General features: G+C 64.7%; 16 protein-coding genes. 4 read left to right on the forward strand and 12 right to left on the reverse strand.

All coding sequences use genetic code 11. The features are described 5' to 3' along the window. Positions 1–9: 9 nt before the first annotated feature. The 5 genes from HS053_RS16935 to lnt form a co-directional block, all read right to left on the reverse strand. Positions 10–552, reverse strand: a complete 543-nt coding sequence (locus HS053_RS16935) for an SCO family protein (protein ID WP_051911399.1) — start codon at positions 550–552, stop codon at positions 10–12. A 38-nt stretch (positions 553–590) separates the two neighbouring features. Then, complete coding sequence (locus HS053_RS16940) at positions 591–1,064, reverse strand: copper chaperone PCu(A)C (protein ID WP_035714065.1); 474 nt, start codon at positions 1,062–1,064, stop codon at positions 591–593. 3 nt (positions 1,065–1,067) lie between these two features. Further along, positions 1,068–1,658 carry an SCO family protein gene (locus HS053_RS16945; protein ID WP_105516000.1) on the reverse strand — a complete coding sequence of 197 codons (591 nt, stop codon included), beginning with the start codon at positions 1,656–1,658 and terminating at the stop codon, positions 1,068–1,070. Between the two features lie 99 nt (positions 1,659–1,757). Then, a complete protein-coding gene (locus HS053_RS16950; RefSeq protein ID WP_088217530.1) occupies positions 1,758–1,934 on the reverse strand; it encodes a hypothetical protein in 177 nt (58 codons plus the stop codon). After that, positions 1,931–3,496, reverse strand: coding sequence for an apolipoprotein N-acyltransferase (lnt, locus tag HS053_RS16955; RefSeq protein WP_241699904.1), 1,566 nt, complete (start codon positions 3,494–3,496; stop codon positions 1,931–1,933). The genes HS053_RS16950 and lnt overlap by 4 nt, the downstream gene beginning before the upstream one ends. A gap of 301 nt (positions 3,497–3,797) precedes the next feature. On the opposite strand from lnt, the gene HS053_RS16960 reads away from it, so the two are divergent. Both HS053_RS16960 and HS053_RS16965 read left to right on the forward strand, forming a co-directional pair. Beyond that, entirely contained in the window at positions 3,798–4,463 is a 666-nt protein-coding gene (locus HS053_RS16960) for a L,D-transpeptidase (RefSeq protein WP_174212440.1), read from the forward strand. An 89-nt stretch (positions 4,464–4,552) separates the two neighbouring features. Then, complete coding sequence (locus HS053_RS16965) at positions 4,553–4,828, forward strand: hypothetical protein (protein WP_035714143.1); 276 nt, start codon at positions 4,553–4,555, stop codon at positions 4,826–4,828. A 39-nt stretch (positions 4,829–4,867) separates the two neighbouring features. Here HS053_RS16965 and HS053_RS16970 read toward each other — a convergent pair whose 3' ends face one another. After that, a complete protein-coding gene (locus tag HS053_RS16970; protein ID WP_105516001.1) occupies positions 4,868–6,049 on the reverse strand; it encodes a ZIP family metal transporter in 1,182 nt (393 codons plus the stop codon). Next, positions 6,046–7,191, reverse strand: coding sequence for a multicopper oxidase domain-containing protein (locus tag HS053_RS16975; RefSeq protein WP_035714076.1), 1,146 nt, complete (start codon positions 7,189–7,191; stop codon positions 6,046–6,048). Before HS053_RS16975 ends, HS053_RS16970 begins: the two co-directional genes overlap by 4 nt. A 114-nt stretch (positions 7,192–7,305) precedes the next feature. Here HS053_RS16975 and mntR point away from each other — a divergent pair, with 114 nt between their 5' ends. Further along, positions 7,306–7,761 carry a manganese-binding transcriptional regulator MntR gene (gene mntR / locus HS053_RS16980; protein WP_051911394.1) on the forward strand — a complete coding sequence of 152 codons (456 nt, stop codon included), beginning with the start codon at positions 7,306–7,308 and terminating at the stop codon, positions 7,759–7,761. Between the two features lie 10 nt (positions 7,762–7,771). Here the strand turns inward: mntR and HS053_RS16985 are convergent, their stop codons facing one another. The 5 genes from HS053_RS16985 to HS053_RS17005 are packed head-to-tail and all read right to left on the reverse strand — an operon-like array spanning position 7,772 to position 12,262. Beyond that, positions 7,772–8,431: a DsbA family protein gene (locus HS053_RS16985; RefSeq protein WP_035714079.1), complete on the reverse strand. Its 660-nt coding sequence runs from the start codon at positions 8,429–8,431 to the stop codon at positions 7,772–7,774. Further along, positions 8,428–8,865 (reverse strand): disulfide bond formation protein B, encoded by a 438-nt coding sequence (locus HS053_RS16990; RefSeq protein ID WP_241699905.1) that lies wholly within the window; start codon positions 8,863–8,865, stop codon positions 8,428–8,430. The genes HS053_RS16985 and HS053_RS16990 overlap by 4 nt, the downstream gene beginning before the upstream one ends. Further along, positions 8,852–9,337 carry a signal peptidase II gene (gene lspA / locus HS053_RS16995; protein ID WP_035714081.1) on the reverse strand — a complete coding sequence of 162 codons (486 nt, stop codon included), beginning with the start codon at positions 9,335–9,337 and terminating at the stop codon, positions 8,852–8,854. The genes HS053_RS16990 and lspA overlap by 14 nt, the downstream gene beginning before the upstream one ends. Beyond that, positions 9,334–9,957 (reverse strand): methyltransferase family protein, encoded by a 624-nt coding sequence (locus HS053_RS17000; protein ID WP_105516002.1) that lies wholly within the window; start codon positions 9,955–9,957, stop codon positions 9,334–9,336. The genes lspA and HS053_RS17000 overlap by 4 nt, the downstream gene beginning before the upstream one ends. 4 nt (positions 9,958–9,961) lie before the next feature. Continuing rightward, positions 9,962–12,262 (reverse strand): heavy metal translocating P-type ATPase, encoded by a 2,301-nt coding sequence (locus tag HS053_RS17005; RefSeq protein ID WP_174212441.1) that lies wholly within the window; start codon positions 12,260–12,262, stop codon positions 9,962–9,964. A gap of 89 nt (positions 12,263–12,351) precedes the next feature. On the opposite strand from HS053_RS17005, the gene HS053_RS17010 reads away from it, so the two are divergent. Beyond that, complete coding sequence (locus HS053_RS17010) at positions 12,352–12,792, forward strand: MerR family transcriptional regulator (RefSeq protein ID WP_035714088.1); 441 nt, start codon at positions 12,352–12,354, stop codon at positions 12,790–12,792. The last annotated feature ends 341 nt before the right edge of the window (positions 12,793–13,133 follow it).

Consider the following 13,133-nt stretch of genomic DNA (forward strand, 5'->3'; position numbering starts at 1 on the left):
AATGACCTTTCAACTGAGGGTTCGGCGGATCTTCGGAACGGCAAAGCGCCGGTCCTCGTGGAAGTCGATGATGCTGGCAAAGCGTCCGTCCGGGTGGAACAGGAACACACCGGCGGTGTGGTCCATCGTGTAGTCACCATCGTCCCGCGGCACGCGCGCGTATTTCACCCGGAAATCGGCGGCAGCTTTCTCGACCTGTTCGGCGGACCCTGTCAACCCGATGATGCGCGGATCGAAGTTGCTCACGTAGTCGGCGAGGGCCTCCGGCGTATCGCGGTCGGGGTCGACCGTGATCAGGGCCACGACCAGCCGGTCGGCGTCGGGCCCCAGTTCCTCAAGCCAGAGCGAGATGTCGCTTAGTGTCGTCGGACAGACATCCGGGCACCAAGTGAAGCCGAAGAAGGCCATGACCGGGCGACCGACCCAGTCCAAAGGCCTGACGGGTTGTCCGCGGTGGTCAGTGAGATCCCAGTCCATGTCACCGACAGGCAGGGGCAACAAGGCGTTCCCGCGCTGCCGGTCACGTGTCCGCCACGCGCCAACCCCCAGCATGAAGGCGACAGCCGCGCCTGTGGCCCCCAGGCCTAGGATCACTGCCCGGCGTCGCTGCAATCCGGACCCTCCGCGCGCAGGGACAGCACGTCGGCATCGACCGTCACGTCGCCCGCATTCTCGAAGGTCAGGGTGACGGGGAACCGGTCACCCTCCTTCAGCGCTGTGGCCAGACCCATCAGCATGCCGTGGTAGGCGCCGGGGGACAGCGCCACGGTCTCGCCCGCCGGAACCGGGATCGACATCGCGTGCGGCATTGAAGCGATGCCGTCGGTGACGACGGTCTCGTGAAGCATCGGCATGGTCGCGGCCGGCGTCGTGATGCCGATAAGGGCGTCGTCTGTGCTACCTCCGTTCGTGATCTCGACATAGAACACCGCCGGGCGATCCGCGCCAATGGTCGCCTTGGACCAGGCGTGTTCTATGGTGAGGTCGCCGACCGTAAACGTCCCGCAGGCGAAGGCGGCAGGGGCGGCGAGGAGCAGGGCCGTGGAAAGGAACAATGATTTCATTTGTCAGAATCTCGATCTGAGGTCGGAAAGGATTTCGGCGGCTGGCGTGCCGTAGGCGAACTGCCTCAGCCATACGCCGTCAGGGCCGATCAGGAACAGGCCGGGACTGTGCGACATGGTGTAGCCGTCCGCGACCGCTGCGTCGGCCTCACGGGCGAAGTAGATCTTGAAGCTCTCGGCCGCAGCCTCCGTGTCCGCATCAGTGCCCGCAAGCCCGAGGATCGCCGGGTGAAACGCCTCGGTATACTCCCGAAGGCCGAGCCGCCGGTCCCGCACCGGGTCGATGGAAACGAAGATGGGCTGCACCTTCGCCGCATCTGGCCCGAGATCGTCCATCACCTGCGCGACCTCGGATAGGGTGGTGGGGCACACGTCCGGGCAATTGGTGAAGCCGAAGAAGACCAGCAGGAACTTGCCACGAAACTCTTCCGATGTCCGCTGCGTCCCCTCGCTGTCCGCAAGCGAGAAGGACGGGGAAAAGGCCGCGTCCGCAACGTCTTGCATCCCGGCAGATGACCAGCGCAGCGCGAAGAACGCCACGGTCGCCACAATGGCTGCGGTCCAGAGGATGATTTGCAGATTCCGAAGGCGCATTCAGAAGTCCCAAGCTTTGTAGTAGGCGGTCTAGAACCTTGAGCAACTAGAGGTTCAAGTCGCAACCATCCCGTCCACATCCGGCAGGCGGGCTTTCGCCTATCCATGCGGGACCAGAAAACGCGCCAGCGCGATACCGATAAGCACGCCGACGAGGCCGAAGGCAATCCCATAGCCGACTCCGTACTGCAGACAGTCGAGCCGCTTGCCTCCGCGCCTTCGGGCGACAAGCACCCCCCAGACGAAGCCCGCGAGGGCGAAGACGGGTCCAATCATGCGACGCCCCTTTTCTGTGAGCTCGTGGGCCTGGTCCGCCGGAGCAGGCCATATCCGGTCCAGCTTGCGACCAGCATTGCCAGCGGCATCCAGTCCCCGAAACGGGCATAGAGGGTTGCGCGAAGCGGCCTCGGCAGACGTGCGTCGATGATTCCCTGTTCGCCGAGCTCGAGAAAAGCCGTGACGCGCCCGAACGGGTCGACCACCGCCGAGATTCCGGTGTTAGCCGCGCGAACCAGCGGCAAGCCTTCTTCGACCGCACGCATCCGCGCCGAGGCGAAGTGCTGCCATGGTCCGATCGAAGTGCCGAACCAGGCGTCGTTGGTCGCGTTGAAGATCCAGTCGGGCCGTATCGCGTCATCGACCACATGCCCGGGGAAGATGATCTCATAGCAGATCGCAACGCCGGGAAACGGGAAAGGGCCGAAAGCAAGAGTCGCGGGTCCGGGGCCGGGCGAGAAGTCGCCAAGTGACTGAACGATCCGCGGGAACGGCAGAAGCCCGCGCCAGGGCACATATTCGCCGAAGGGGACGAGGTGATGCTTCGCATAGCGAGCCAGGACGCCGCCGTCCGATCCGATGGCAAGGACCGCGTTGTGATAGACTGCGTCTGTACCGGCGAGTTCCCGCTCCGGGCTGCCGGTCAAGAGCACGGCGCGATCCGGCAGAAGCCAGCCGATCACCGCTCTTGCCCCCGGATCTTCGGCAAGAAACCCTGGCCAAGCAGTTTCTGGCCACAAGAGCAGGTCGAACGCACCGGGCCGGGCCGAGAGGAACAGGAGCCGCGCGATGTTGGCGTTGCGCGCAGCCGGGTCCCACTTCGCGCTCTGTGGGATGTTCGGCTGGACGATGCGAACCTCCCGTCCTTGGCCGGTGTCCGCCGACAGAAGCGCAACGCGAAGGTATCCGAACATGGCCAAGGCCAACATCGTTGCTGCAGCCACCCCAAGATATGCCCGACGGCTTTCCCGCGCCGGGCCGCCCATCGCATGTCCGATGCTGGCCGCTGCCAGGACGAGGACGAACCCCAGTCCGTAGCTGCCCAAGACCGAGGCCGCTTGGGCAAGAATGGTCCAGTCGGCCAGTGCATAGGCGGCAAGATTCCAGGGAAAACCTGTGAGCACATGACCACGTAGCCATTCAGCGATTGTCCAGGCGGTGGCAAGCGACAGGGCAGGCGGCAGGCCCGCTCGCGCCAGCTGCGCCGCCAAGGCGCAGGACAGCGCGGGGAAAACCGAGAGAACCGCAGCAAGACCTAGGACGGCGGGCAGCGCCAGTCCGCCGAAGCGGTCGGCCTCGACCTGAAAGCTCTCGGTGATCCAGAACAGCCCCGGCACAAACTGGCCAAGACCGAACGCAAAACCAATGAGCATGGAAGATGTGCCAGTTGCCGCGCGCAGCAGCAGTGAAAGAGCCGCGAAGGACAGTAACGCGAAGGGCAGGAGCGAGAAGGGGGGCAGCGCCAAGACAAAGACGGCACCAGAGATCAATCCAATTGGTAGCCAGATCGCTACGCGCGGTCCTTCCGATCCGACGAACAAGGGTCCATCAAGGTCGATCAACAGCCGTGCCCCCCGAACGTGAGCGAAGACGATAAGTGCTCAAGTGGGTAGAGGTGCAATGGCTGTTTCTTGCGTTCACGCTCTTGTCAGATCTGCCCCCATCGTGGCGCATTCCTTGCGACCAGCGAGCTCCTTTGCAAAGGGACCAGCATTCTGACATACGTCTGTCGCCATCTATTCTCCTTGTACCGACTCCTTCACGCAGACTTGAATGGACATGGGAGGCCATTCTCACGTCCAATTCCGTGTTTGTCGTGCGCGGCAAACCTCGCTGCCCTCAATTGAGCTGAAAGCAGACAACATGTCGACCCGACGGCATTTCCTGAAGATGACTTCCGCTCTCTTCTCCGCGCCACTTGTGACCCCGGCTTTCGCGGCCTCTGATCTTCAGGGCCAGTGGGCAGCCTGGGATGCGCAGGTGACACCCCCGGGCTATGTTGCGGCTACGACCAATCCATGGGGCCTGCATCCGCGGCTGCTTCCGGTCCGCGTCGAGGCTCGCGCCGGGCTGACGCCAGGCGACATCCATGTCGATGCGATCGCGCGCTGTCTCTACCACATCCAGCCTGACGGCACTGCGATGCGCTATGGCGTCGCCATCGGGCGGTCCGGGCTCTACGAGCCGGGCATCTATACGATTGGCCGCAAGGCCAAGTGGCCAAGGTGGACTCCCACACCACAGATGATCGAGCGCGAACCCGAGACCTACGCGCAGTATGCCGACGGCATGGATCCCGGTCCTGGCAATGCGCTCGGGTCGCGGGCGCTCTACTTGTTCCTCGGTAGCCGTGACACCTATCTGCGCATCCACGGCACGCCATTTCCGCGGTCCATCGGCAGCCGGGCCAGTTCCGGCTGTGTGCGCATGGTTATGCCGCACATCATCGATCTCTACGACCAGGTTCAGACCGGAGTGACGGCACATCTGTATCCGGCCGAAGAAGGCAACGTGGAGCTGACGGCCTGAACATGATTGCGGGTAAGAGCAAGGAATTCAGTTCGCGAACTCCGAAGGCAGGGCGTTTCCCCCGCACGGTCGGTGCTGGGCGATCCGCGGTGCTGGCGATCGCCTTGATGATGCTCTCAGCCTGTGTGGCACCGGTCGGAGGGATCGGCGACGAGCCGTCGCGCTTCCTGCAGGAGCTGCCCGAGGGCGTGATGGCCATCGCCGCACCCTACCAGAACCTGCGCGCAGTGGTCTTGCAGCCCGAGGACGGCTGCTACTGGTACGAGCACGTCGGCCCGGTTGAGACGACCATGCTGCCGCTCCGTACGGCGGAAGGTCGTCCGATCTGCACCGCTACGGAAAACCGTCCTGCCACAACCGGCTGAGCGCGCGAAAAATGGTCAGTTGCCCCAGTTCGCCGATGGTCAAACCTTGATCAGTGCCGCCGTCACATACATAAATGCAATCCCGCCGAGGAAGCCGCCGAGGACAGCAGGAGAGTACAGGATCGCCTGCCGGTCGCTGTTCTGGCGTTGAAGATAGGCCGTGACCTCGACCATGACCTGCAGGATCGCCCCGGCGCCGACCGCAAGCGCGAAAGCCGACCATTGCGGGGCGTAGGCAAGGCTACCGGCCCAGATCCCAAGCACGGCGGGTCCCCCGGCAAGCAGCGTCAGCGCGGCAAAGCTCCAGAGCGGAGGGCGGATGCGCAGCATGGGTGCTGCGATGCCGATGCCTTCGGTCACGTTGTGCAGCGCAAAGCCGAGAACGAGGAAGGTGCCGAGGCCCGCCGCACCAGCAGCGAAGGCGCCACCGATGGCCAGCCCTTCGCCGAAATTGTGCAGCCCGATGCCGAGCGCGATGTAGAACGCCAGCGCCAGCCCCTCGGGCCGTCCGCGCCAGCGCCCGATGGCCATGAGGAGAAGGAAACTCGCGAGAGCCGACAGCCAGACCATGGCCGATCCTTGGAACAGCGCGGCTGCCTCAGCCGCGAGTTCGGTGGCCTCGCCCATCATGTCGAGGAGCAGGAAGGCCAGCATGCCGACGGTCAGCGCCAGCACGAAGTTCATGCCGGAAGTGCCGAAGCCGCGCATCGCCGGGTAGAACATCAGCCCGAGGGCGACAGGCAGCAAACCGACCAGCGCGCCGACCAGCGCCTGTAACTGAAGCTGCCCCCCGGATGCCTGCGGCGTGGGCACGGCAACAGCGATTTCGTGCCCGAACACAGTGCCGGTGTTGGTCACGAGGGCCACTTGATGCGCCTCGCCCAGCACCCACGGGTAGGGGATCTGCACCCAGACGGCACTGCCGCGCGCAATCGGTCCCGACGGGTCCTGCGTGAAGGTCCAGTAGGCGTCATCGACGGCAACCTGCGCGATCTGCATCGCCTCCGACCCGCCCGCCCGCACAAGAACCTGGATGCCGGTGCTGTCGAGGATCGTCCGCTCGACGGTGAGCGACTCGACCGGTGGGGCACCGTTGTTGAAGCCGCGCAACGGATCGAGCGAGGCGATCAAGACGAAAGACACCAGAATGGCCGCCAGAGGCAGGAACACCAGCAGAAGCCGGATCAGCGGGGAACGGGTCGGTTGGCTCTGGTCGCTCATGCCCCCGGCCCCCGCACGTCGAACATGCCGACCCAGCCCAGCTCGGTGAACTCGGATTGATGGGCGTGGAACATGTACATGCCGTCCTCATGGTCGGCGAAGCTGAACTCGAGGATGCCGCGCTGCGCCTGGCACTGCATGATCAGATCGACCGTGCGCAGGGTCGGCGTCAGCTGCGTGCCAGTGTCGTAGTAGTCGAAGAAATTCGCGTGCAGGTGGAACGAGTTGATCGGGTCGAACTCGGTCACGTTGACGAGGTAGATGCGCACGGGCCGGGTCTTGTCGATCGGGATCGGCACGTTCATGTAGGCCTGCCCCACGGTGTTGACCGCATAGACTTCGTTCCCACCGTCGAAATTGGTGTCGAAGGCGTTCATCACCATCGCCAGCTCCTGCCAAAGGGCATTTTCGGGGCTGCCCAGAACGCGTGACGCAGCAACGGCAGCAAGCGCGGGGTCGGTCTGCCGGGAAGGGTCGGGGTCGATCACGAACAACCCGTACATGCCCTTGTGCATGTGCCGCTTCAGCGGCAGGGCGTGGCAGTGGTAGAGGTGACAGCCGAAGGGTTTGGCATCGAACTCATAGACGAACTCTTCGCCGGGGCCGATCAGTCCTGCACCGGGAACACCGTCCATCCGCGCAGAGTGAATGCCGTGGAAGTGCATCGAATGCGGGTGCGAGCCGAAGTTGCGGAAGATGATGCGCAGCTTCTCGCCTTCCTTCGCCCGAAGGGCAGGGCCGGGGACGCGGTTGTTGTAGGTCCAGGCGGGAAAGAAGATGCCGGGGGCGATCTCGATTTCCTTGTCGTAAGCCTCGACCTCGAAGGTGCGCAGGGTGCGGCCGTCGGGCAGAAGCTCGGTCGTGCCGGTGTCCCAGTCCGTCAGCATGGCCGTGGGGTCGAAGCCGTTGCGGGCATGATCGACAGAACCCAGGGTGGTCATGTTGCCATGCGCCATGCCGGGCATCGGGGCGGCATAGGGATCGGCCGACATCGCCGACATGTCGTGTCCGGCTATCGGGTCGGGCGCGGTCTGGGAACGCGCGGTTCCCGCGACAATTGCAGCGCCGCCTGCGGCCACGAGTCCGCCGACCAGCAAAGCGCGGCGCGACGGGTCAACCGAAGTGTCTTGGTCGGCAGGCATGGAATGAGGCTTTCCCGGCGCGCACAAAAGGCGTGGCGCGAAATGTTAGACAAGGCTAACAATCTGCCCGGCGCGTTTGCTTGTCAACGGGGTTCGTGCAAGACTGCGCCGACAATGAACGATGATCCACATCACACACTGTCGGCCACCAGTGATGACCGCTCTCCCGACCTGCGCGCGGAGGCTTTTCAGGGCGTGCGCGCCGCGCGTAGCCGCGAGTTGGCAGAGGATTACGTCGAGCTGATCGCCGAACTGATCCACGCGCAGGGCGAGGCGCGCCCCGTGGACATCGCCACCCGGATGGGCGTGACGGCACCGACCGTCGCCAAGACGCTTGACCGGCTCGCCCGCGACGGCCTGATCACCCGGGCCAAGTATCGGTCGATCTTCCTCACGGAAGAGGGTAGGGCGCTGGCAAAGGAGTGCCGCCACCGGCACGACATCGTTCTGCGGTTCCTGCTTAGCCTCGGGCTCGACCCCGAGACGGCCGAGCGGGACGCCGAAGGGATCGAGCATCATGTAAGCGAGCGGACGCTCGAGCTTTTCGCGGCCTTTGTCGCCCGAAGCTGACCGGTGCGGGTCAGGTGCCCTCTATGGCAAGGCGGACATCCTCGAAGAACTTTTCACCCGAGACGATCTCAAGCTTCTTGCCTTGCAGGTAGAAGGTGGGCGTCTGGTTCACACCAAGCGCTTCCACATCCGCCATGTCCTGATTGATCGTGGCCGTGATCCCGGGGAACATCTTGTCGGTTTCCGCTTTGGCCAGATCCAGCCCGACGGCGCCCGCGGCTTGCCACGCGATTTTCATGTCCGGACCGTCGTGCAGCGCCCATTCCGGCTGTTTCTCAAAGATTGCGTCGAGCACCTGCTCGAACTTGCCTTGCATCCGCGCCACCTCGAGGATGCGCGCGGCTTCATCCGACCCTTTGTGGAACAGAGTGTAGCGCAGGACCACCCTGATCTGGGTCGGAAATTGGCGGCGTATTTCTGCGATGATCGGATGGAACGCCCGGCAGGCCTCGCAAGAGGGATCGAAGAACTCGACCAGCGTGACGGGGGCATCGACCGGGCCAAGGATGGGCGAATGGGCGCGCACCAGAAGCGAGTCGTCCACTGCGGGGGCGGTCGCAGCGTCGGCTTGCGCCTCGGCCTCGCGGCGGCGGGTCAGGAATACGGCACCACCGCCGAAGGCGGCAAGTCCAAGGGCGGAAGCCCCGATCAACACAGTGCGGCGGTTCATGTGCGGTTTCCTTTCGGCAGGATGAGACAGGCAAGGATCGCGGCAAAGGCGGCCAGCGAAAGGTAAGGGATGGGTACGCCCAGGATCATCTGCGCCTCGCCGGTGCAGGACGGGCCGTTCTGGGTGCAAGGCACGATGGGCGCAGGAAGAATGCCAGCGTAAAGCCCGGAGTGCCAGGCGGCCAGCGCCAGACCCGCCAGCACCAGCGGCAGGGCATAAAGCCATGCGCTGCCATCCCCGCGCCACAGCGACAGGCCAAGGATCGGCACCAGCGGGAACATCGCGATGCGCTGATACCAGCACAGGGTGCAGGGCATCTGTCCCAGCACCTCGCCGATGAACAACGCGCCAAACGTGGCCCCCAAGGCGATCAGGAAAGCGAGCGTAAGCACCAGATCGTCGCGAGACAGCGCCTGTTCATCAGTTCTGGTCAAGAGCAGGCTCCTTGCTGCGGCGTGACGGAAGCGAGGCCACAAGAATGAACAGCGCCCCAAGCGTGATGGCGATATCGGCACCGTTGAAGGTGGGCCAGTGCCAATCCTGCCAGTAGAGATCGAGGAAGTCGGTGACGGCCCCCTGCCGCAGCCGGTCGATGATGTTGCCAAGGGCCCCGCCAACGATCAGCGCCAGGCCTGCCTTCTCGAACGGGTGGCGTGCCCGGAACGCCATGACGGCAAACATCAGCGTCAGTGCGCCGGTCAGCGCCGCCATCAGCAGGGGCTTGCCTGCCATGACGCCGCCCATCATGCCAAAGCTGGCGCCTTCGTTGAACCCGAGGGCAAGATTGAAGCCCGGAAAGACCGGAACCGCCATCCCCCGGGAAAGCAGCGACAGCGCCGCGACCTTGGTCAACTGGTCCACCAGTAATGTGGCGGCGATAAGGAAAATCAGCTTTGTTCGGGTCATGGTTCAGCCTTGCGGTTGATGCCGATCCAGCGCGGGACCGATGCGGCGTATCGGTCATAGTCCGACCCGATTGCCGCGCGCAAGGCGGCCTCTTCCGAACGGATCTGCGTGCTGGCGGACCACAGGAACAGGATCGGCGCAAGGACCGTCGGTGCAGAGGGGACTGCCAGCGCGACCCCTGCCAGCAACGCCGCCTGTCCGACGAAGGTCGGGTTGCGGCTGAAGCGGTAGAGCCCGCCAGAGACGAGATCGCCGGTCTCGCCGCCGACCACGCCAACACGCCAGGACGACCCCATCGACATCTGCGCCGCGAAAGCCACCATCGCGCCAAGGCCTGCGACAAGGACCCCGATCAGGCCAAGGATGACGGCGTGCCCCTCGGTCCAGAGCGGATCGGTCTTGTGAAGCAGGGGTATCGCAAGCCAGACCAGCGGCCCGAAGAAAGCGATCGCAAAAGCCGCACGGAATCCCATGGCGGCCAGCCGGTCGCGCCCCTTTGCCCGCGAAAACAGCCAGACAGACCGGCCCGCAGACTGCGCTGCCACCGCGCTCCCCCAGAAGAACATCGCAAGATAGCCGAACAGAAGGGCCAGCGCGGCGCAGCCAAAACCCGAGATCATCGAGTCACGCCTCGCGTTCCGGGTTGAACCGCAACAGGCGCAGCGCGTTCAGCGTCACCAGCACGGTCGCCCCGGTATCAGCCAGGATCGCAAGCCAGAGGCCGGTCAGCCCCAAGACGGAAGTCATCAGGAACACCGCCTTCAGGCCAAGCGCGATGGTAACGTTCTGGCGGATGTTGGCCATTGCGGCCCGCGACAGCCGGATCACCGCCGGGATGTCGGTCACCCGGTCGCGCAGGATAGCCGCATCGGCGGTTTCCAGCGCCACATCGGTCCCGGACCCCATCGCCACGCCGACATTGGCCTGCTTCAGCGCGGGCGCGTCGTTGATCCCGTCGCCAATCATCATCACGCCGCCCTCGTCGTGCATCGTCTTGATGAACTTCAGCTTGTCCTCGGGCATCATGTCGGCCTGGAACTCCATCCCCAGGCCCCCCGCGATGGCCGCCGCCGTGCGCGGGTTGTCCCCGGTCAGGATGACGGGTGTGATGCCCATCGCCTTCAGCTGGCGCACCGCTTCGGTGGCATCCGCGCGCGGCTCGTCGCGCATGGCGATCAGGCCAAGCGGGGCCCCCGCGCGGAACACCGCCACGGCCGTCTTGCCGTCTTCCTCGAACACGGTCGCCTGACGCAGCCCAAGCCCGTCCAGCCCGCCGTTCTCCATCGCATAGCGCGGCGAGGCGACCCAGGCCGGCGCATCGCCCACGGTGGCAACAACACCCTTGCCCATCAGCGCCTTGGCATCCTTCGACGCCAGCGCCTCGACGCCCGCCAATTTGGCCCGGTTCAGGATGGCGACGGCAAGCGGGTGGCTCGATCCGGTCTCGACCCCGGCGGCAACGGCCAGCAGTTCGGCCTCGGTCGTGGTGCCGAAGGTGACGACATCGGTGACCTTGGGGCGCCCATGCGTCAGCGTCCCGGTCTTGTCGAACGCAATGCGGCTGACCTTGGACGCGGCTTCGATGACGACACCGCCTTTCATCAAAAGCCCGCGCCGTGCGCCCGTCGACATCGCCGAGGCGATGGAAGCGGGCACCGAGATGACCAGCGCACAGGGGCAGCCGATCAGCAACAGAGTCAGGCCGCGATAGACCCAGGTGTTCCAGTCCGCGCCAGTGGCCAGCGGCGGCACCAGGATCACCAGCACCGACAAGACCACGATCAGCGGCATGTACCAGCGGCTGAAACGGTCGATGAAGCGTTCGGTCGGCGCGCGCGCCTCCTCGGCCTCTTCGACCAGTCGGATGATCCGGGCGATGGTGTTGTCTTCCGGCCCCTTGGTCACTTTTACCCGCAGGACGGCCTCGGTGTTGATCGAGCCCGCGAAAACCGTGTCGCCCGGCCCCTTGTTGACCGGCACGCTTTCGCCCGTCACCGGGCTGTCGTCGACGCCGCTGTTGCCTTCGGAAATCTCGCCATCCGCCGGGATGCGGTCGCCGGGACGGACAAGGACGGTCTGCCCGACCGCCAGGCTGGCTGCCGGAACCTCCTGCGGCTTGCCGTCCACCTCCAGAAGCGCAGTCTTGGGCACGAGGTTTGCTAGCGCCCGGATCCCGTCGCGCGCCTTGCCTGCTGCCACGCCCTCCAGCACTTCGCCCACAGCGAACAGGAACACGACAAGCGCCGCCTCCTCGGCCGCGTCGATGAACAGGGCGCCGATGGCGGCAACCGTCATCAGACTTTCGATGGTGAAGGGCTGGCCCATCCGCAGCGCGGCGAAAGCACGTTGTGCGACGGGGGCGACACCGATCAAGCAGGCGGCGACGAAGGCCCATCTGCCGATGTCCGGCGCGAGATACTCGATGATCCACGCCGCACCCAACAGCAGGGCGGTGAAGATTACCAGCTTACCCTTGCCGGTCTGATACCAGCGCTTGCCCCGATCGGCGGGGTCGTCATGGACATGGCCTGGGCTGCCGTGGCCGGAATCGTCGCTCTTTGCGCTGGCCGTCGCTGCCGGACCGTGGTCGTGCCCTGCATGATCGTGGCCATCGTCGCGGCTGTGGTCCGCGGCGTCCTCGTCTTCGGCCTTGTTGGCGGCACCGGGCAGCATGAAGTCCTTCTTCGCGCCCGCCTTGCGGGGTTCGATCCCGTATCCAAGGGCGCGCACGGTCTTTTCGACCTTGTCGCGTCCGGTCTGCGCCTCATCCAGCGTCAGACGCAGGCGTTCCGACATGATCGCGACCTGGACATCGCTCACCCCGGGCAAACGCGAAACCGCATCCTTGATCTTCGTCGCGCAGGACCCGCAGTCCATACCGGACACGGTCCAGTCGCAGAATTCTTCGCTTTTTGAACCCGACATCGTCTTCCCTCCTGCCCGGAAGCGGACAGTTGCCCTTATCGAATCAGGAACATAAGTTCTCTAGCAACTAGAGCTTCAAGGGGAATCTGATGCTGACCATCGGAAAATTGGGAGACGCTGCCGGTGTGAAGGTTCCGACGATCCGCTACTACGAGCAGATCGGCCTCTTGCCAGAGGCCGAACGTAGCGCGGGCAATCAGCGGCTCTACAGCCGAAAGGCGCTGGAGCGTCTAGCGTTCATCCGGCACGCCCGCGGTCTGGGTTTTACGCTCGAAGCAATCCGCGATCTTCTGAGCCTGTCGGACAGGCCCGATCAGTCTTGCGCCGCCGCCGACGCCATCGCCAGGGCGCAGCTAGCTGAGGTTGAAAGCCGCCTGGCGCGTCTGACCGCGCTCAAGGCCGAACTGGAACGCATGGTCGTGCAATGTGCAGGCGGGAAGATCGCCGATTGCCGGGTGATCGAGGTGCTGGGAGATCACGCCCATTGCGCAACCGATCATTGTCATCCGCACGCAGACCATCTGGAATAGGTGAGCCTCTTGCCGCGTGCTTTATGTGGCGGCCGCCATCTTGCGTTCAGGTCCACAGCTTTCAAGGTCACATTGCGCACCATCGGCAAGGTCGGAAACCTGTTTCATTTGCCGTCCACGTTGCCGAAGCCACATCGCGCCGCCAACCAGAACGGCCAGCGCGATAGCACCGCACAAGATCACATCGAGGGGTAGGCTGGCCAGCCGTCCGCTTACTAAGCCCCCGGTTCCAGCCAGTCCGGCGGCAATGAGCGCAGGCCAGACCAAAGGCACGACAAGCGGGGCACAACAGGCAGCGCAGGCCGCGACCGTTCCGGTGATGGCAAGTTTTCGCGAAACCA

Origin of the sequence: Tabrizicola fusiformis (genome assembly GCF_013328815.1) — a bacterium.
In the GTDB taxonomy this organism is placed as follows: domain Bacteria; phylum Pseudomonadota; class Alphaproteobacteria; order Rhodobacterales; family Rhodobacteraceae; genus Fuscibacter.

Bases quoted from the DNA above. Each gene is read 5' to 3' on its own strand.
- lspA (WP_035714081.1), bottom strand. From the start codon at position 9,337: ATGACCCGAACAAAGCTGATTTTCCTTATCGCCGCCACATTACTGGTG.
- HS053_RS16935 (WP_051911399.1), bottom strand. From the start codon at position 552: ATGCTGGGGGTTGGCGCGTGGCGGACACGTGACCGGCAGCGCGGGAAC.
- HS053_RS16945 (WP_105516000.1), bottom strand. From the start codon at position 1,658: ATGCGCCTTCGGAATCTGCAAATCATCCTCTGGACCGCAGCCATTGTG.
- mntR (WP_051911394.1), top strand. From the start codon at position 7,306: ATGAACGATGATCCACATCACACACTGTCGGCCACCAGTGATGACCGC.
- HS053_RS17000 (WP_105516002.1), bottom strand. From the start codon at position 9,957: ATGATCTCGGGTTTTGGCTGCGCCGCGCTGGCCCTTCTGTTCGGCTAT.
- HS053_RS16940 (WP_035714065.1), bottom strand. From the start codon at position 1,064: ATGAAATCATTGTTCCTTTCCACGGCCCTGCTCCTCGCCGCCCCTGCC.
- HS053_RS17005 (WP_174212441.1), bottom strand. From the start codon at position 12,262: ATGTCGGGTTCAAAAAGCGAAGAATTCTGCGACTGGACCGTGTCCGGT.
- HS053_RS16985 (WP_035714079.1), bottom strand. From the start codon at position 8,431: ATGAACCGCCGCACTGTGTTGATCGGGGCTTCCGCCCTTGGACTTGCC.
- HS053_RS16960 (WP_174212440.1), top strand. From the start codon at position 3,798: ATGTCGACCCGACGGCATTTCCTGAAGATGACTTCCGCTCTCTTCTCC.
- HS053_RS16975 (WP_035714076.1), bottom strand. From the start codon at position 7,191: ATGCCTGCCGACCAAGACACTTCGGTTGACCCGTCGCGCCGCGCTTTG.
- HS053_RS16950 (WP_088217530.1), bottom strand. From the start codon at position 1,934: ATGATTGGACCCGTCTTCGCCCTCGCGGGCTTCGTCTGGGGGGTGCTT.
- HS053_RS17010 (WP_035714088.1), top strand. From the start codon at position 12,352: ATGCTGACCATCGGAAAATTGGGAGACGCTGCCGGTGTGAAGGTTCCG.
- HS053_RS16970 (WP_105516001.1), bottom strand. From the start codon at position 6,049: ATGAGCGACCAGAGCCAACCGACCCGTTCCCCGCTGATCCGGCTTCTG.